15 protein-coding genes and 1 other annotated feature (1 of these 16 only partly in view) are annotated in these 18,777 nt (G+C 51.5%); of the genes, 11 read left to right on the top strand and 4 right to left on the bottom strand.

From position 1 onward, the window contains the following. Positions 1-24, top strand: a sequence feature (Thr leader region) (it extends 93 nt beyond the left edge of the window). A 34-nt stretch (positions 25-58) separates the two neighbouring features. The 3 genes from thrA to thrC are packed head-to-tail and all read left to right on the top strand — an operon-like array spanning position 59 to position 4,763. Then, the gene (gene thrA, locus GW591_RS13885; RefSeq protein WP_013577077.1) at positions 59-2,518 is read left to right on the top strand and encodes a bifunctional aspartate kinase/homoserine dehydrogenase I; all 2,460 of its coding nucleotides are present in this window, start codon (positions 59-61) and stop codon (positions 2,516-2,518) included. Position 2,519: 1 nt separating this feature from the next. After that, entirely contained in the window at positions 2,520-3,449 is a 930-nt protein-coding gene (gene thrB / locus GW591_RS13880; RefSeq protein ID WP_037033471.1) for a homoserine kinase, read from the top strand. Between the two features lie 24 nt (positions 3,450-3,473). Continuing rightward, the gene (gene thrC, locus GW591_RS13875) at positions 3,474-4,763 is read left to right on the top strand and encodes a threonine synthase (RefSeq protein ID WP_013577075.1); all 1,290 of its coding nucleotides are present in this window, start codon (positions 3,474-3,476) and stop codon (positions 4,761-4,763) included. A gap of 67 nt (positions 4,764-4,830) precedes the next feature. Here the strand turns inward: thrC and yaaA are convergent, their stop codons facing one another. Continuing rightward, on the bottom strand, positions 4,831-5,604 hold the full coding sequence (gene yaaA, locus GW591_RS13870; RefSeq protein ID WP_037033470.1) for a peroxide stress protein YaaA: 774 nt from the start codon (positions 5,602-5,604) through the stop codon (positions 4,831-4,833). Positions 5,605-5,715: 111 nt separating this feature from the next. Then, positions 5,716-7,143, bottom strand: coding sequence for an alanine/glycine:cation symporter family protein (locus GW591_RS13865; RefSeq protein ID WP_126125179.1), 1,428 nt, complete (start codon positions 7,141-7,143; stop codon positions 5,716-5,718). Between the two features lie 275 nt (positions 7,144-7,418). Between GW591_RS13865 and tal the strand changes: the two genes are divergently transcribed. The 3 genes from tal to GW591_RS13850 all read left to right on the top strand — a co-directional run bounded on the left by tal (position 7,419) and on the right by GW591_RS13850 (position 10,551). Next, positions 7,419-8,372: a transaldolase gene (gene tal, locus GW591_RS13860; protein WP_037033577.1), complete on the top strand. Its 954-nt coding sequence runs from the start codon at positions 7,419-7,421 to the stop codon at positions 8,370-8,372. 126 nt (positions 8,373-8,498) lie between these two features. Beyond that, positions 8,499-9,086, top strand: coding sequence for a molybdopterin adenylyltransferase (mog, locus tag GW591_RS13855; protein ID WP_013577071.1), 588 nt, complete (start codon positions 8,499-8,501; stop codon positions 9,084-9,086). A gap of 142 nt (positions 9,087-9,228) precedes the next feature. Next, a complete protein-coding gene (locus tag GW591_RS13850) occupies positions 9,229-10,551 on the top strand; it encodes an MFS transporter (RefSeq protein ID WP_166860811.1) in 1,323 nt (440 codons plus the stop codon). 60 nt (positions 10,552-10,611) lie between these two features. On the opposite strand, the gene satP is transcribed toward GW591_RS13850, so the two are convergent. Continuing rightward, positions 10,612-11,211: an acetate uptake transporter gene (gene satP, locus GW591_RS13845; protein WP_013577069.1), complete on the bottom strand. Its 600-nt coding sequence runs from the start codon at positions 11,209-11,211 to the stop codon at positions 10,612-10,614. A gap of 319 nt (positions 11,212-11,530) precedes the next feature. On the opposite strand from satP, the gene dnaK reads away from it, so the two are divergent. From dnaK to nhaR, 4 genes are all read left to right on the top strand, one after another. Next, complete coding sequence (gene dnaK / locus GW591_RS13840) at positions 11,531-13,432, top strand: molecular chaperone DnaK (RefSeq protein WP_013577068.1); 1,902 nt, start codon at positions 11,531-11,533, stop codon at positions 13,430-13,432. Between the two features lie 99 nt (positions 13,433-13,531). Beyond that, on the top strand, positions 13,532-14,665 hold the full coding sequence (gene dnaJ, locus GW591_RS13835; RefSeq protein WP_013577067.1) for a molecular chaperone DnaJ: 1,134 nt from the start codon (positions 13,532-13,534) through the stop codon (positions 14,663-14,665). 229 nt (positions 14,666-14,894) lie between these two features. Continuing rightward, positions 14,895-16,070 carry a Na+/H+ antiporter NhaA gene (gene nhaA / locus GW591_RS13830; RefSeq protein WP_013577066.1) on the top strand — a complete coding sequence of 392 codons (1,176 nt, stop codon included), beginning with the start codon at positions 14,895-14,897 and terminating at the stop codon, positions 16,068-16,070. A gap of 39 nt (positions 16,071-16,109) precedes the next feature. Continuing rightward, positions 16,110-16,997 (top strand): transcriptional activator NhaR, encoded by an 888-nt coding sequence (nhaR, locus tag GW591_RS13825; RefSeq protein ID WP_037033463.1) that lies wholly within the window; start codon positions 16,110-16,112, stop codon positions 16,995-16,997. A gap of 82 nt (positions 16,998-17,079) precedes the next feature. Here nhaR and rpsT read toward each other — a convergent pair whose 3' ends face one another. After that, the gene (gene rpsT / locus GW591_RS13820) at positions 17,080-17,343 is read right to left on the bottom strand and encodes a 30S ribosomal protein S20 (protein WP_013577064.1); all 264 of its coding nucleotides are present in this window, start codon (positions 17,341-17,343) and stop codon (positions 17,080-17,082) included. A 439-nt stretch (positions 17,344-17,782) separates the two neighbouring features. Here rpsT and ribF point away from each other — a divergent pair, with 439 nt between their 5' ends. Next, on the top strand, positions 17,783-18,721 hold the full coding sequence (gene ribF, locus GW591_RS13815; protein WP_166860809.1) for a bifunctional riboflavin kinase/FAD synthetase: 939 nt from the start codon (positions 17,783-17,785) through the stop codon (positions 18,719-18,721). Positions 18,722-18,777 lie beyond the last annotated feature (56 nt).

The raw sequence follows: 18,777 nt of genomic DNA, 5'->3' as shown, positions 1-18,777 counted from the left end.
CTAACCAGTGCGGGCTTTTTTTTTACATTTAAACGAGAGCTTCAGGAGAGAACCAGAAATGCGAGTGTTGAAATTTGGCGGGACCTCGGTAGCAAACGCAGAACGCTTCTTGCGGGTTGCGGACATTATGGAAAGCAATGCACGTCAGGGACAGGTCGCGACGGTATTATCCGCGCCTGCCAAAATCACCAACTATCTGGTTGCTATGATTGAACGAACTGTCGCAGGGCAGGACATTCAGACCATCATGAGTGATGCGGAAAACATTTTTGGTCAGCTGATAACCGGCCTGGCGGCCGCGCAACCGGGTTTTGATTTGCCGAAAGTGAAAGCGTTTGTCGATCACGAATTCGCTCAGCTTAAACAACTGATGCACGGTATTGCCCTGCTGGGACAATGCCCGGACAGTGTAAATGCCTCCATCATCTGTCGTGGTGAAAAGCTCTCTATCGCTATTATGGAAGCGGTGTTCCTGGCCAAAGGTTTTGGCGTCACCGTCATTAACCCGGTCGAAAAACTGCTCGCGCAGGGGCATTACCTTGAATCGACTGTGGACATCAACGAATCCACCCGGCGTATCGCCGCCAGCGCTATTCCAGCCGATCACATCGTGCTGATGGCCGGTTTCACTGCCGGTAACGAGCAGGGCGAACTGGTGGTGCTCGGACGTAATGGTTCCGATTATTCAGCCGCCGTGCTGGCTGCCTGTTTACGTGCCGACTGTTGTGAGATCTGGACTGACGTCGACGGTGTGTATACTTGCGATCCGCGCATCGTGCCGGACGCCCGCTTACTGAAATCCATGTCATATCAGGAAGCGATGGAGCTGTCGTACTTTGGTGCGAAAGTGCTTCATCCGCGTACCATCCTGCCGATTGCCCAGTTCCAGATCCCTTGCCTGATCAAAAACACCACCAACCCGCAGGCGCCAGGCACGCTGATTGGCAGCGAAAGCCTCGGCGATAATACGCCGGTGAAAGGCATCACTAATCTGAACAACATGGCGATGATCAACGTTTCCGGTCCGGGTATGAAAGGGATGATCGGCATGGCGGCGCGCGTGTTTGCGGTGATGTCCCGTTCAGGCATTTCGGTGGTGCTGATCACCCAGTCTTCTTCTGAATACAGCATCAGTTTCTGTGTGCCGCAAAGCGAACTGGAACGCGCCCGTAAAGCGCTGGAAGACGAGTTCTATCTGGAGCTGAAAGACGGTCTGCTTGAGCCGCTGGATGTGATGGAGAAGCTGGCGGTTATTTCTGTCGTCGGCGACGGCATGCGTACCCTGCGCGGTATCTCGGCGAAATTCTTCTCGGCACTGGCGCGCGCCAATATCAATATCGTGGCGATTGCGCAGGGGTCGTCTGAACGTTCTATCTCGGTGGTCGTCAATAACGACGATGCGACCACCGGTGTGCGCGTAAGCCACCAGATGCTGTTCAACACTGATCAGGTTATCGAAGTCTTCCTGATCGGCGTAGGCGGCGTGGGCGGGGCGTTGATTGAACAGATCCGCCGTCAACAAGCGTGGCTGAAAACCAAACATATTGATCTGCGCGTTTGCGGCATCGCCAACTCCCGCGCATTGCTGACTAACGTTCACGGCATTGCGCTGGAAACCTGGCGTGATGAACTGGGTGCCGCGAAAGAGCCGCTGAATCTGGGACGTCTGATCCGTCTGGTGAAAGAATACCACCTGCTGAATCCGGTGATTGTTGACTGTACTTCCAGTCAGGAAGTGGCTGATCAATACGCCGATTTCCTTGCCGACGGTTTCCACGTCGTAACGCCGAACAAAAAGGCCAATACTTCTTCCATGAATTACTACCATCAGTTGCGTAAAGCGGCGGATGGTTCACGCCGTAAATTCCTCTATGACACCAACGTCGGCGCGGGTTTACCGGTCATCGAAAACCTGCAAAACCTGCTGAATGCCGGTGATGAGCTGATGCGTTTCTCCGGCATCCTCTCCGGCTCGCTGTCCTTCATCTTCGGTAAGCTGGATGAAGGCATGTCGTTATCTGCTGCAACATTGCAGGCGAAAGAGATGGGCTATACCGAACCGGATCCGCGTGATGATCTGTCCGGTATGGACGTTGCCCGTAAATTGCTGATCCTGGCGCGTGAAGCCGGTTACAAACTGGAGCTGACGGATATTGACGTGGAATCCGTTCTGCCGCCGTCCTTCAATAGCGAAGGCACTGTGAATGAATTTGTGGCGCGTCTGCCGGAACTGGATGCCGAATTTGCCAGGCGTGTTGCGGATGCCACCGCCGCAGGTAAAGTATTGCGTTATGTCGGTGCTATCGAAGACGGACAATGCAAAGTAAAAATCGATGCCGTCGATGGTAATGACCCGCTTTATAAAGTAAAAAATGGGGAGAATGCGCTGGCGTTTTACAGCCGCTATTATCAGCCGTTGCCGTTGGTTCTGCGTGGCTACGGTGCCGGTAATGATGTGACAGCGGCAGGTGTGTTTGCCGATCTTTTGAGAACGCTGTCATGGAAGTTAGGAGTTTAATATGGTTAAGGTGTATGCCCCGGCTTCAATCGGGAACGTCAGCGTAGGCTTCGATGTTCTGGGCGCGGCCGTGTCTCCGGTGGATGGCACGCTGCTGGGCGACTGTGTTTCCGTTGAGGCGGCCACAGTGTTCAGTCTGAAAAACGAAGGCAAGTTTGTGTCTAAACTGCCGGATCGCATGGAAGACAATATCGTTTATCAGTGCTGGCAGCGTTTCTGTCAGGAAATCGGCAAAGAAGTGCCGGTGGCGATGACGCTGGAAAAAAACATGCCGATCGGCTCAGGTCTGGGCTCCAGCGCCTGTTCGGTGGTCGCCGGTCTGATGGCGATGAATGAGTTTTGCGGTAAACCGCTGAATGAAAACCAGATGCTGTTGCTGATGGGCGAGCTGGAAGGGCGGATTTCCGGTAGCGTACATTTCGATAATGTGGCGCCATGCTATTTAGGCGGCATTCAGCTGATGCTGGAAGAACTCGATATCATCAGCCAGGACGTGCCAGGCTTTGATGACTGGCTGTGGGTGATGGCGTATCCGGGGATTAAAGTCTCGACGGCCGAGGCGCGTGCCATTTTACCTGCGCAGTATCGCCGTCAGGATTGCATCAGCCACGGACGTTATCTGGCGGGCTTTATTCATGCCTGCCACACTCAGCAACCTGCGCTGGCCGCAAAACTGATGAAAGATGTGATTGCTGAACCTTACCGCACCCGTCTGCTGCCGGGCTTTGCCGAAGCCCGCAGCGCCGCAGAAGAAATTGGTGCGCTGGCTTGCGGGATTTCCGGTTCCGGCCCGACGTTGTTCGCGGTGTGCAACGACAGTGCGACAGCGAAACGTATGGCTGACTGGTTGCAGACGCATTATCTGCAAAATGACGAAGGCTTTGTTCATATTTGTCGTCTTGATACCGCGGGCGCGCGGGTATTGGGATAACTCGATAATTTATTGGGATAACTAATGAAACTGTACAACCTGAAGGATCACAACGAGCAGGTCAGCTTTGCTCAGGCCGTCAAACAAGGTCTTGGAAAACAGCAGGGATTATTCTTCCCGCTGGAATTGCCTGAGTTTGAACTGACCGAAATTGATCGCTTGCTGGAACTGGATTTCGTCACCCGCAGCAGCCGAATTCTTTCTGCTTTCATCGGCGATGAAATTCCGGAAGAAGAATTATATCAGCGTGTAAAAAATGCGTTTGCCTTCCCGGCACCCGTTGCCAAAGTAGAAGACGACATTGCCTGTCTGGAACTGTTCCACGGCCCGACCCTGGCCTTTAAAGATTTCGGTGGCCGTTTCATGGCGCAGATCCTGACTCAGGTATCTGGCGATCAGCCGGTGACTATTCTGACCGCGACCTCCGGTGATACCGGTGCGGCAGTGGCACATGCGTTCCACGGTCTGAAAAATGTTCGTGTGGTGATTCTGTATCCGCGCGGCAAAATCAGCCCGTTGCAGGAAAAACTGTTCTGTACGCTTGGCGGAAATATTCATACCGTCGCCATCGACGGCGACTTTGATGCCTGTCAGGCGCTGGTGAAACAGGCGTTTGATGATGAAGAACTGAAACACGCGCTGAAACTGAACTCAGCTAACTCCATCAATATCAGCCGACTGCTGGCGCAGATTTGCTACTACTTTGAAGCGGTTGCCCAACTGCCTCAGGAAGCGCGCAATCAGCTGGTGGTTTCCGTACCAAGCGGTAACTTCGGTGATCTGACCGCTGGTCTGCTGGCGAAATCCCTCGGCCTGCCGGTGAAACGCTTTATTGCGGCGACCAACGCCAATGATACGGTGCCGCGTTTCCTGTCTAACGGCGAGTGGGAACCGAAGAAAACCGTTGCCACTCTGTCGAACGCTATGGATGTCAGCCAGCCAAACAACTGGCCGCGTGTGGAAGAGTTGTATCGTCGTAAAACCTGGCAGCTGAAAGATCTGGGCTTCGGTGCGGTCAGCGATGACACCACCGAAGACGCGATGCGCGAGCTGGCCAATATCGGTTATATCTCTGAACCTCACGCGGCAATTGCTTACCGTGTGCTGCGTGACCAGCTGCAACCGGGCGAGTTCGGCCTGTTCATCGGTACTGCACATCCGGCAAAATTCAAGGAAAGCGTGGAAGCGATTCTGGATCAGGACATCGGTTTACCGAAAGAACTGGCGGATCGCGCTGACCTGCCATTGTTGTCGCATAATCTTCCGGCTGATTTCAGCGAGATGCGTGCATTCCTGATGGCGCTGCCTGAATAAATATTGTGTTTCAGACAGGCAAAAGCCCTCTTCGTGAGGGCTTTTTTGTATCCGCAGATCAGGTCAATCAGCGCTCAGGACGGGTAAACACCAGTTCATTGCCCTGCGAACGTGATTCATCAAATTCATAACCTTCCAGATTGAAATCCTGAAGCTGTTTCGGCTTATCCAGACGCTCTTTAATAATAAAGCGGCTCATCAGGCCACGCGCTTTTTTGGCGTAGAAGCTGATGACTTTGTATTTGCCGTTCTTCTCGTCGAGGAATACCGGCTTGATGATTTCGCCATCCAGCAGTTTGGGTTTCACCGCTTTGAAGTATTCATCAGACGCCAGATTCACCAGCACTTTGCTTTTTTGTTCACTGAGCAGTTGGTTGAGTTTTTCGGTCAGCAAATTTCCCCAGAAGGCATACAGATTCGCGCCCTGGGGATTTTCCAGACGGATACCCATTTCCAGACGGTAAGGCATCATCAGATCCAGCGGACGCAGCAGGCCGTATAAACCTGACAACATCCGCAGATGTTTCTGTGCAAAATCAAAATCCTTCTCACTGAAATCTTCTGCCTGCAGACCGGTATACACATCGCCTTTAAAGGCCAGCAAGGCCTGACGGGCGTTATCCGGCGTGAAATCCGGCTGCCAGTCATTAAAACGTTCGGCGTTCAGATGGGCCAGTTTGTCGCTGATCCCCATCAGTGAAGAAATCTGCGCAGGAGACATTTTACGTGCCACGGTAATCAGCTGGCTGGATTTATCCAGCAGCTCCGGTTGGGTATAGCGCGTTGTCGCAAGCGGGCTTTCGTAATCGAGCGTTTTGGCAGGTGAAATAATGGTCAGCATAGTCTCGTCCGTTGGTCAGTGACGGTTCACATTCAGGATTTTTGTTGCCTTACTGTAGCAAAAAAGTCACTGCGATGGAGGCATGATATCGATAGGTAAAAGCGCAGGAAATCAGCGCGGAGGCATTTTTTTATCCCAGACGCCGGGCTGGAGCTGACCGCGTAATTCAGGGTAGTGATCAGGATTAAACACCGGCGTTTTCCCCATCCGTCGCTGGCGTTCATAATCTTTCACCACGCTGACCGCGATGCCCGAAAGCAGCAACAGTGCGGTGAGATTGAGTATTGCCATCAGCGCCATGACGATATCGGCCAGTTTCCACAGGACTTGTAATTCCATCAGGCATCCGCAGAACACCATGCTGATGACCATCAACCGGAAAATCAGTAATTTAACGGGCGAAGAACCGTGAAAGAAATTCAGATTGTTTTCGGCATAGGCATAGTTTCCGGCAATCGACGTGAACGCAAAAGAGAAGACCAGAATGGCCAGAACCACATGGCTCCAGCCTGCGGTCACCGGCATAATCGATTGCTGTATCAGCCGGATGCCAACCGGGGCGTCAGGTTGATCAAGGGCTCCTGACGTCAGGATGATCAGCGCGGTTGCGGTACAGATCACCATGGTATCGATGAAGACGGCAAACATCTGACTGAACCCCACCATAGCCGGGTGGCTTACGCCCGCCATCGCCGCCGCATTGGGTGAAGAGCCGACACCGGCCTCGCTGGCAAAGGCGCCGCGTTGCATGCCCTGCGTAATGGCCTGTGTCACGCCATACGCCAGTGCGCCGGAAGCGGCCTGCTGTAAGCCGAAGGCGCTTTTGAATACCAGCACCAGCACCTGTGGCAACTTTTCAATGTGATGACCAATAACCCAGATGGCCAGCAACAAGTAGGCGCAGGCCATCAGCGGTACAAGCCATTTCGAAAGCCAGGTGATTGCGCGTATACCGCCAAAAATCAGTATCGCGACCAGCACGGATAAAATGCAGGCGGTGGACAGCGCCGGTACATGCAGAAGATGGAAAGAAGCCTGAGCAATGGAATTGGCCTGTAAGGCGCTGAAAATAAAGCCGCAGGAAATCACCATCAACAAGGAAAACAAGATACCCATCCAGCGCATTCCAAGCCCTTTTTCCATGTAATCAGCCGGCCCGCCGCGAAATTTTTCATGGGCTACATTGCCTTTGTAAATCTGCGCCAGCGTGTTTTCTATCATTGCCGTCGCCATGTTGAAAACTGCAATAATCCACATCCAGAAAATAGCGCCAGGGCCGCCGAGCGTAATGGCGATGGCGACACCGGTGAGATTCCCGGTACCAATACGCGATGCAAGGCTGAGACACAGCGTCCGCCACGGGGAAATACCTCGTGTGATGTGTTTTCGCTTATAAAGAGTGGGGGAGAAAAGGTGGCCAAAGTGACGAAACTGAATGAAACCAAGACGGAACGTAAGGTAAATGCCGGTGCCGCATAGCAGGTAAATCAGGATTGAACTCCAGAGAATAGTATCGAAAAAATCCAGCAGGTCGTTCATAAATTGTCCTTGGTTGATTTGCCCTTCATCATTTTTATTTGTTTGCTTGCGGGCAATGACCACTTTGGGTGGCTAACATACCTGTTTTATCGAACGGGTAACATGTGCATTTTGGCTAATTTTGTGTGTTTTGGAAGGTGAGAAATCCATAGATGTTCGTAGCCGAGCATGCCGTGATATGCGCCTTGCGCCTGGCTTTTTGCATGTTATCATCAGCCAAAGGCAAGGCATGAAAATGCCTATACGAAAACGTCCAAACGATGAGATATGCCAAAATGACCGATAAACTGACTTCCCTACGCCAAATGACTCAGGTTGTTGCTGACACCGGAGATATCGCGGCAATGAAGTTGTACCAGCCGCAGGATGCGACCACCAACCCGTCACTGATCCTCAGCGCTGCGCAAATTCCTGAATACCGTAAACTGATCGACGAAGCAATCGCCTGGGCACGTGACCAGAGCAGCGATCACGACCAGCAGATTACTGATGCCGCTGACAAACTGGCAGTGAACATCGGTCTGGAAATTCTGAAACTGGTACCGGGCCGCATTTCAACAGAAGTTGATGCACGTCTGTCTTACGACACTGACGCGAGCGTGGCCAAAGCCAAACGCCTGATCAAACTGTATAACGATGCGGGTATCAGCAACGACCGTATTTTGATCAAACTGGCTTCTACCTGGCAGGGCATCCGCGCTGCAGAGAAACTGGAAAAAGAAGGCATCAACTGTAACCTGACGCTGCTGTTCTCCTTCGCACAGGCGCGTGCTTGTGCTGAAGCGGGCGTGTTCCTGATTTCTCCGTTCGTTGGTCGTATCCTTGACTGGTACAAAGCCAATGGTGACAAAAAAGAGTTCGCACCGCATGAAGATCCGGGCGTTGTGTCCGTAACCGAAATCTACGAATACTACAAACAACACGGCTACGAAACTGTCGTGATGGGCGCAAGCTTCCGTAACATCGGTGAAATCATCGAACTGGCTGGCTGTGACCGTCTGACCATCGCCCCTGCACTGCTGAAAGAACTGGCAGAAAGCGAAGGCCCGCTGGAACGTAAACTGTCCTTCTCCGGCGAAACCAAGCCACGTCCTGCGCCACTGACTGAATCTCAGTTCTACTGGGAGCACAACCAGGATCCAATGGCGATCGATAAACTGGCTGACGGCATCCGTAAGTTTGCAATCGACCAGGGTAAACTGGAAAAAATGATTTCTGACCTGCTGTAATCAGCATTCAGTTCCAGCATAAAGCGGCTAATCAGCCGCTTTTTTTGTGCCTGCGATAAAACCACCGGCCGGTTACCGATATACTGAGTGCTGTGACTACGAAGAAAAATGCTGTGGAGAAATAGCATGGATACATTACGGATTGGTCTGGTATCAGTGTCGGACCGCGCCTCAAGCGGTGTTTATCAGGACAAAGGTATTCCGGCACTGGAAGAATGGCTGGAAAAAGCGCTTATTACGCCTTTTAAGCTGGAGAAAAAGCTGATCCCGGACGAGCAGCCTTTGATTGAACAGGCTATCAGTGAACTGGTTGATGAAAGCGGCTGCCATCTGGTGTTAACCACCGGGGGAACCGGGCCTGCGCGCCGGGATGTCACACCGGATGCCACGCTGGCTGTTGCCGATCGTGAAATGCCCGGTTTCGGCGAACAGATGCGTCAGATCAGCCTGCACTTTGTACCGACGGCAATTTTGTCACGTCAGGTTGGGGTGATCCGCAAACAGGCTTTAATCCTGAATTTACCTGGCCAGCCGAAATCTATTCAGGAAACGCTGGAAGGACTGAAAGATGCCGACGGTAAAGTGATTGTTTCCGGCATTTTTGCCAGTGTGCCCTATTGCATCCAGTTGCTCGACGGACCTTACGTTGAAACGCATGATGAGGTGGTAGCAGCTTTCCGTCCGAAAAGTGCCCGCCGCGAGATAAAAAACTGAATACAGTTCCTTTTTGAAATTTAGCGACGTTAAGCGTCAGACACCACTGGTGTGAAAAATATTTGCCGCTATAGTAAGGATTACTTTACATAAGGTGGCAAAACCTTTTTCCATTTTTTACTCTGGTGTCTGACGGTATCCTATGCAACACACACAATCGCGCCGGTTGAACCGGCAGGACTTCAAAACGCTTTCCCTGGCGGCACTGGGTGGCGCCCTCGAATTCTACGATTTCATCATTTTCGTCTTTTTCGCTGCGGTAATTGGCGATCTCTTCTTCCCGGCCAATATGCCCGACTGGCTGCGTCAGGTTCAGACTTTTGGTATTTTCGCTGCCGGTTATCTGGCGCGCCCGTTGGGCGGTATCATCATGGCGCACTTCGGTGATTTGGTTGGCCGTAAGCGCATGTTCAGCCTGAGTATTTTATTAATGGCTTTACCGACACTGGCAATGGGGCTGTTGCCAACCTACGCCTCGATTGGCATGGCAGCACCGCTGTTGCTGCTGCTGATGCGTCTGTTACAGGGCGCGGCGATCGGCGGCGAAGTGCCGGGCGCGTGGGTGTTTGTCGCTGAACATGTGCCACGTAACCGCATTGGTTTCGCCTGCGGCACCCTCACCGCCGGTTTAACGTTGGGGATTCTGCTGGGTTCTCTGGTGGCAACTTTACTGAACACCAGCTTGACGCCAGCGACCATCAGTCAGTACGGCTGGCGTATTCCGTTTTTCATCGGCGGCATTTTTGGTCTGATCGCGATGTATCTGCGCCGATGGTTACAGGAAACGCCTGTCTTTATGGAAATGAAAGCGCATAAGGCGCTGGCGGAAGAATTGCCGTTGAAATCTGTCGTGGCCAATCATAAAAAAGAAATCGTGGTATCGATGCTGATGACCTGGCTGTTATCCGCCGGTATCGTGGTGGTGATCCTGATGACGCCAACCTGGTTGCAGAAGCAATTCGGCATTCCGGCGGCAGCCGCATTACAAGCCAACTGTCTGGCTACAGTAGCGCTGATGTTTGGATGCATTATCTCGGGAAGCATTGTTGATCGCCTCGGTGCCAGCAAAACCTTTATTTTCGGCAGTCTCTTCCTCGGGATTTGCAGCTGGTCTTTCTATCACATGGTCGCGGCTGATGCCTCGGTGCTGATGGGCATGTATGCGCTGGCGGGGTTGAGCGTAGGTGTGGTCGGCGCAGTACCTTATGTGATAGTGCGGGCCTTCCCGGCGGAAGTGCGTTTTACCGGCATCTCTTTCTCATACAACATGGCCTACGCGATTTTCGGCGGCCTGACTCCGGTCTTCGTCACGCTGATTATGCGTCTGACGCCGATGGCTCCGGCTTATTATGTGCTGGCCTTGTCGGTGATTGGCTTGCTGACCGGTATTTACCTTAGCCGCGATTTGAACAGCGAAACGATCCGTACAGAGAAATTTGCCGAAGGCGCAACTTCCGGCCAGTGATTTCTTTTATGCATAAAAAAACCCTGCATCGCAGGGCTTTTTGCGTCTGGCTGAGGGGGCTTATGCCACAACCGCGTCAACCTGGGGAGCGTGGTTTTTCGGCTCACCGACCGGCAAAACGGTACGGCCATATTGCTCGTTCAGCACTTCGGCCATCGCCAGATAAATCGCGCTGGCGCCACAGAAGATCCCTTCGAAACCGGCAAAATGCAGTACCGCCGTGTTTCCGGTCATATTACCGAAGCACAACAGCGCGAACAGAATAACCAGACTGCCGAAAACGATCTGTAAACCACGGTTTGCTTTCAGGGTGCCAAAGAACATGAATAAGGTGAACACGCCCCAGATGCCGAGGTAAGCGCCAAGGAAGCTTTCGCTGCTGGCTTCAGCCATGCCCATGCGCGGCAGCATCAGGATGCCAACCAGGCTTAACCAGAATGCGCCATAAGAAGTGAATGCGGTCGTGCCGAACGTATTCCCTTTTTTAAATTCCATCATCCCGGCAAGAATCTGAATCAAACCACCATAAAAAATCCCCATACTGACAATCACTGCTGTCAGGGGAAAAAAGCCTGCATTGTGTAAATTCAATAAGATAGTGGTCATACCAAATCCCATCAACCCGAGCGGGCCTGGATTTGCCAACGTTTTGCTGTGCATAGATCCTCTGTATCGGAATTATTATTAATTGATAATCGGGGGAAGAAACGCTTGGGAAATGAGTAAAAAACCCACATATCTTTAGAAGCGCGCGGCATCATAAGGAGGGTTGCGTCAGCAAACATTGATCTGGCGTAACAGCAATTGAAGATTTTTTTTCACTTTGCCCCTTGATGCTGAGCTGCATGGCCCCATCTTATTCCCAACCGCAGTTGTTACCGTCGGGAAATCCGTTAAATGGGGCTGTTGAAATCGAAAAGATCGGCCACATATACAGTAGCAACCTGAACGAATATGAATTTAAGTGGAGACGTTTTAGATGGGTAAAATTATTGGGATCGACCTGGGCACCACCAACTCTTGTGTAGCTATCATGGATGGCACGACTGCTCGTGTACTGGAGAATGCTGAAGGCGACCGCACCACTCCTTCCATCATCGCTTATGCGGCAGATGGCGAGACTCTGGTAGGTTCTCCGGCTAAACGTCAGGCTGTGACTAACCCGCAGAACACCCTGTTCGCGATCAAGCGCCTGATTGGCCGTCGCTTCCAGGATGAAGAAGTACAACGTGATAAAGGCATCATGCCTTACCAGATCGTAAGCGCTGACAATGGCGACGCCTGGATCGACGTTAAAGGTCAGAAAATCGCACCTCCGCAGATCTCTGCAGAAGTGTTGAAGAAAATGAAGAAAACCGCTGAAGATTATCTGGGTGAACCTGTAACTGAAGCTGTTATCACCGTACCTGCTTACTTCAACGATGCTCAGCGTCAGGCAACGAAAGACGCTGGCCGTATCGCAGGTCTGGAAGTCAAACGTATCATCAACGAACCGACTGCTGCGGCACTGGCTTATGGTCTGGATCGTGAAATCGGCAACCGTACTATCGCGGTATACGACCTCGGTGGTGGTACTTTCGATATCTCTATTATCGAAATTGATGAAGTTGACGGCGAAAAAACCTTTGAAGTACTGGCGACCAACGGTGACACTCACCTTGGTGGTGAAGACTTCGACAGCCGTATGATCAACTATCTGGTTGAAGAATTTAAGAAAGAGCAAGGCATGGATCTGCGTAACGATCCACTGGCGATGCAACGTCTGAAAGAAGCCGCTGAAAAAGCGAAGATCGAATTGTCTTCTGCTCAGCAAACTGACGTGAACCTGCCGTACATCACTGCTGATGCGTCAGGTCCAAAACACATGAACATCAAAGTGACCCGTGCAAAACTGGAATCTTTGGTTGAGGACCTGGTTAACCGTTCTATCGAACCACTGAAAGTGGCGCTGAAAGACGCAGGCCTGTCAGTTTCTGACATTCAGGACGTTATCCTGGTGGGTGGTCAGACCCGTATGCCAATGGTTCAGAAGAAAGTTGCTGATTTCTTCGGTAAAGAACCACGTAAAGACGTGAACCCGGATGAAGCTGTGGCAATCGGTGCAGCAGTTCAGGGTGGTGTCCTGGCAGGTGACGTGAAAGACGTTCTGCTGCTGGATGTGACTCCGTTGTCTCTGGGTATCGAAACCATGGGCAGCGTGATGACTCCGCTTATCACTAAAAACACCACCATCCCGACCAAACACAGTCAGGTGTTCTCTACTGCGGAAGACAACCAGTCTGCAGTCACCATCCATGTGTTGCAGGGTGAACGTAAGCGTTCAAGTGATAACAAATCTCTGGGTCAGTTCAACCTGGACGGTATTCAGGCAGCACCACGCGGTCAGGCTCAGATCGAAGTCACCTTCGACCTTGATGCCGATGGTATCCTGCACGTGTCTGCGAAAGACAAAAATACCGGCCGTGAGCAGAAGATCACCATCAAGGCATCTTCTGGTCTGAGCGAAGAAGAAATCCAGAAAATGGTTAACGATGCTGAAGCCAATGCTGAATCTGACCGTAAGTTTGAAGAACTGGTTCAGACCCGCAATCAGGCGGACCATCTGATCCACGGTACCCGTAAGCAACTGGAAGAAGCTGGCGACAAACTGCCAGCTGAAGACAAAACCGCAGTAGAAGAAGCCCTGAAAGCACTGGAAGTGTCTGCTAAAGGTGAAGATAAGGCTGATATCGAAGCGAAAATCCAGGCGCTGGTACAGGTTTCCGGCAAACTGATGGAAATGGCTCAGCAACAAGGTCAGGCTGAAGGCGGCGATACCAGCGCGCAGAAAGATGACGACGTTGTTGACGCTGAATTCGAAGAAGTTAAAGACAAAAAATAATCGCCCTTAAGCGGGCACAGTAAGAAGCTTTACTGATAACCAGCACGGGCGTCGAGGAAACTCTACGCCCGTGCACGCATGTTGAGGGTAGGTTAAAGCATGGCGAAGCAAGATTATTATGAGATTTTAGGCGTATCCAAAACAGCGGATGAGCGTGAAATCAAAAAGGCTTATAAGCGTCTGGCGATGAAACATCACCCTGACCGAAATCAGGGCGATAAAGAATCTGAAAGCAAATTCAAAGAAATTAAAGAAGCTTATGAAATTCTGACCGATGCGCAAAAGCGTGCGGCCTACGACCAGTATGGTCATGCAGCCTTTGAACAAGGTGGCATGGGCGGCGGTGGTGGCTACGGCGGCGGCGGTGCAGATTTCAGCGACATCTTTGGTGACGTCTTTGGCGACATCTTTGGCGGCGGGCGCCGTCAGCGTGCCAGCCGGGGCTCAGACCTGCGTTACAACATGGATCTGACTCTGGAAGAGGCCGTTCGTGGTGTCACCAAAGAAATCCGCATCCCGACACTGGATGAATGTGACGTTTGCCACGGCAGCGGCGCGAAAGCGGGTAGCTCTCCGACCACCTGTCCGACCTGTCATGGTGCAGGTCAGGTTCAGATGCGTCAGGGCTTCTTCACAGTCCAGCAGGCGTGTCCGACCTGTCAGGGTCGCGGTAAAGTGATTAAAGATCCGTGCACCAAATGTCATGGTCATGGTCGCGTAGAACGTTCAAAAACGCTGTCAGTGAAGATTCCTGCGGGTGTGGATACCGGAGACCGTATTCGTCTGGAGGGTGAAGGCGAAGCCGGTGAGCATGGTGCTCCGTCAGGTGATTTGTACGTTCAGGTTCAGGTTAAAGCGCATAAAATCTTTGAGCGCGAAGGTAATAACCTGTACTGCGAAGTGCCAATCAATTTTGCCATGGCAGCACTGGGTGGCGAAATTGAAGTGCCAACGCTTGATGGCCGCGTGAGCCTGAAAATTCCTGCTGAAACGCAAACGGGCAAAATGTTCCGTATGCGCGGGCGCGGTGTGAAATCTGTCCGTGGTGGCGTTCAGGGCGACCTGATGTGCCGGGTGGTAGTGGAAACTCCGGTCAGCCTGAACGAGAAGCAGAAGCAGTTGCTGCGTGATCTGGAAGAAAGCTTTGGTGGCGTTTCGGGTGAGAAAAATAGCCCGCGCTCTAAAAGCTTCCTGGACGGCGTGAAAAAGTTCTTTGATGATCTGACCCGCTAAGCTTTCGCTAAATCGAGCGACGGAAAGCCAGATAACATCCCCGGCAGCGGTTGACGCGCCGGGGATTTTTTATGGATTTTTATTCAACAATGTGAAAACCAATGATTCGTAAAAAGCGAAGTATAATCCAGAAATAATCGACTTTTTACGAAGTGATAGTTTGCGTACAATTCAGACATACCCTTGTGGTGAGCTTTTTCTTGCCACGTTTTTCTACAGGAGAGTCAGAATGTCAAATATCATTCGTCAGTTTTTACGGATGGAAGCCGCCGGTGGTGTGATATTAATCATCGCAGCCATTGTGGCATTAATCATGGCGAATAGTCCGTTGCAGGGGATTTATCAGGCATTTCTGGATATTCCCGTCACCCTGCGTTTTTCCGAGCTGTTGATCGACAAGCCACTTTTGCTGTGGATTAACGATGGCCTGATGGCAGTGTTTTTCCTGATGATTGGTCTGGAAGTAAAGCGTGAGATGTGCGAAGGCGCGCTGGCCAACCGCGAGCAGGCGATGTTTCCTGCTATTGCCGCGCTCGGGGGTATGGTTGTTCCGGCATTAATCTATTTACTGTTTAACGGCAGCGATGAAATAGCCCGTCAGGGTTGGGCTATTCCGGCGGCAACGGACATTGCGTTTGCGCTGGGGGTGATGGCACTGCTGGGGTCACGAGTGCCGACCGGGTTAAAAGTGTTCCTGCTGGCACTGGCCATTATTGATGACTTGGGTGCCATCGTGATCATCGCACTGTTTTATAGTCACGATGTGTCGATGATGGCACTGGGGTTATCGGCGGTGTGCATCGCTGTACTGGCTCTACTGAACTGGCGGGGGGTAACGAAGCTGACGCCGTACCTGCTGATTGGTGCTGTGTTCTGGGTGTGTGTGCTGAAATCAGGTATCCACGCGACGCTGGCGGGTGTCATTCTTGGCTTCTTAATTCCGCTGAGAACCAAAGAGAATAAAAGGTCACCTGCTCGCCGCCTGGAGCATGGGATCCACCCCTATGTTTCCTGGTTTATTTTGCCGCTGTTTGCGTTCGCCAATGCGGGTATCTCTTTGCAGGGCGTGACAGTTGCGGGTTCATTCTCGACATTACCCATGGGTATTGCTGCCGGGCTTCTTCTCGGTAAGCCGCTGGGTATCATTCTGTTCGGCGGGATCGCCTTGAAATCAGGGATTACACGGCTGTCATCCGGCATAACTTTTAGCCAAATTTCGGCAGTCTCCGTGCTGTGCGGTATCGGTTTTACGATGTCGATTTTCATTGGTTCTCTGGCCTTTGCGACGCTGGAGCCTGCGTTGCTGACGTACGCCAAAATGGGCATCCTGATGGGATCAGTCGCATCAGCGGTTCTGGGATACCTGCTCCTGAGCCGGGCCTTGCCTAAGAAACGTGCAAATTAATAATGACGCTGACTTCATACTTTCGGAAAGGGTGAAACCATGCCTCATATCAATTACAACCACTTGTATTATTTTTGGCACGTGTGTAAATCAGGTTCTGTTGTGGGAGCTGCTGAAGTGTTGCACCTTACTCCGCAAACGATCACCGGGCAGATTAAATCCCTGGAAGAAAGATTGGATGGGAAACTCTTCAAACGGCAGGGGCGTGGGCTGGTGCCTTCTGAGTTAGGGCAACTGGTTTACCGCTATGCGGATAAAATGTTCACCCTTAGTCAGGAAATGCTGGATATCGTGAATTACCGCAAAGAGGCGAGCCTGTTGTTTGATGTGGGTGTGGCGGATGCGTTATCCAAACGACTGGTCAGCCGCGTATTGGAAGCTGCCGTGCCGGACAACGCGCAAATTCACCTGCGCTGTTTTGAATCGACTCACGAAATGCTGCTCGAACAACTGAGCCAGCATAAACTGGACATGATTTTGTCTGATTGCCCGGTGGACTCCACGCAGCAGGCAGGGCTGTTCTCGGTCAAACTGGGTGAAAGTCCGATCAGCTTCTTTTGTTGTAATCCACCGGCAGGCATGAATTTCCCGGCTTGTCTGGAGCGTCGTTCATTACTCATCCCCGGCAGGCGTTCAATGCTGGGGCGCAAACTGCTGAACTGGTTTAATACGCAGGGGCTGAAGGTCAATATTCTCGGTGAGTTTGATGATGCCGCGCTGATGAAAGCGTTTGGAATGAACAACAACGCGATATTTGTCGCTCCGGCTATTTATTCATCAACTGAATTTCAGGATGAAAAAATAGAGGAAGTCGGACGGGTGGAAGGGATTATGGAAGAGTACTACGTGATATTTGCCGAAAGAATGATTCAGCATCCTTCGGTACAGCGGATTTGCCATACGGACTTTTCAGCGTTGTTTGAATAGCTTTTAGTGTTGAACTCAAATTTCAGATATAAAAAAACCGGCGTGAGCCGGTTTTTTTATCAAGCATTTCAGCGTAATGCGATTATTGCATTGCGTTGATTTGCGCAGTCAGGTTTGACTTATGACGCGCTGCTTTGTTTTTGTGGATCAGGCCTTTGCAAGACTGACGGTCCACGATTGGTTGCATTTCGTTAAATGCGTTTTGTGCAGCAGCTTTGTCGCCTGCTGCAATAGCCGCGTATACCTTCTTGATAAAGGTACGCATCATAGAACGACGGCTCGCGTTGTGCTTACGGCGTTTTTCTGACTGTACGGCGCGTTTCTTAGCTGATTTGATATTAGCCAAGGCCAACTCCCAAATATTTTTCTATTGATGAACAATTCAAAGGCCGAGGAATATGCCTTTTCGGTCTTCTTTTGTCAACGGATTTGTGCAAATAAGCGGCGTTTTAAAGAGTGAACTTTACTCGTCGCTTGTTACGTTGTGATGGCGCAGGATTTTAACAGCTTCCGGCATCGGAATACAGTCTTTCGCGAGAAAAATCGACAGGAGAGTGTACAAACTGCCCACTACGGCCATTAACGCTTTGTTTATGCGAAAAGTCACGCATTCCCTGTATGCAACGAAAGATTTTCATCGCCACGCCGCCATTTGAACCGCAATATCTGCCGTATGCAAGAGAGAATGGTGTGATCCTGCTAATCGCTGGTTAACCTTGGAGGCTGTACAAGGTATAATCCGCCGATTTCCATCGTTATGAGTCAGCATTGGATTTGAGCCAGCTATGGAGCTAATTCGCGGAATACACAATATTCGAGCACGTCATCATGGATGTGTGCTGACTATTGGCAATTTTGATGGTGTACACCGTGGTCATCAGGCCCTGATTGAACAGCTTAAGCTGGAAGGTCAACGTCTGGGGCTGCCGGTGATGGTAATGATTTTCGAGCCACAGCCTCTGGAATTGTTTGCCGGTGATAAAGCACCTGCACGCCTGACCAGTTTGCGTGACAAAGCCAAGTATCTGGCGGAGTGCGGGGTTGATTACCTTTTATGTGTGCGTTTCGAACCCCGGTTTGCAGCGCATATGGCGCAGGCCTTTATCTCACAACTGCTGGTAGAGAAGCTGGGTGTTAAATTCCTGACTGTCGGGGATGATTTCCGCTTTGGTGCCAGCCGTCTGGGGGATTTTGAGCTATTGCAGAAAGCCGGTGAAGAATACGGTTTTGAAGTGATCAGCACGCAAACGTTCCGTGAAGGCGAGAACCGCATCAGCAGCACGGCGATCCGTAATGCGTTGCGCGACGATGACTTGGCGCTGGCCGAGAATTTACTGGGCCATCCGTTCAGTATCTCGGGCCGGGTCGTACACGGCGATAAACTGGGACGCACCATTGGCTTCCCGACGGCAAACGTGCCGTTGAAGCGGGTCGTGTCTCCGGTGCGCGGCGTGTATGCGGTTGAAGTCTTAGGACTCGGGCCTGAACCTCTGCCGGGTGTGGCGAACATTGGAATACGTCCTACAGTCGGAGGCGTGCGCAAGCAGTTGGAAGTGCACCTTCTCGACACCACATTAGATTTATACGGGTGCCACATTGATGTGGTGCTCCGCGCGAAATTGCGCAACGAACAGCGTTTCTCCTCGCTTGATGCTTTAAAGCAACAAATTGCGAACGATGAAGTGACGGCCCGTGAATTCTTTGGGTTAAAGACACTGCGCTAAACATGTACTGACAGGCGTGTAACAAAGCCTGGAATCCAGCCGAAAACGGAACCGAG

The organism is Rahnella aceris, assembly GCF_011684115.1.
GTDB lineage: Bacteria > Pseudomonadota > Gammaproteobacteria > Enterobacterales > Enterobacteriaceae > Rahnella > Rahnella aceris.
Note: the sequence above shows the minus strand (reverse complement) of the source record. Positions and strands in the feature narration are given on the sequence as shown.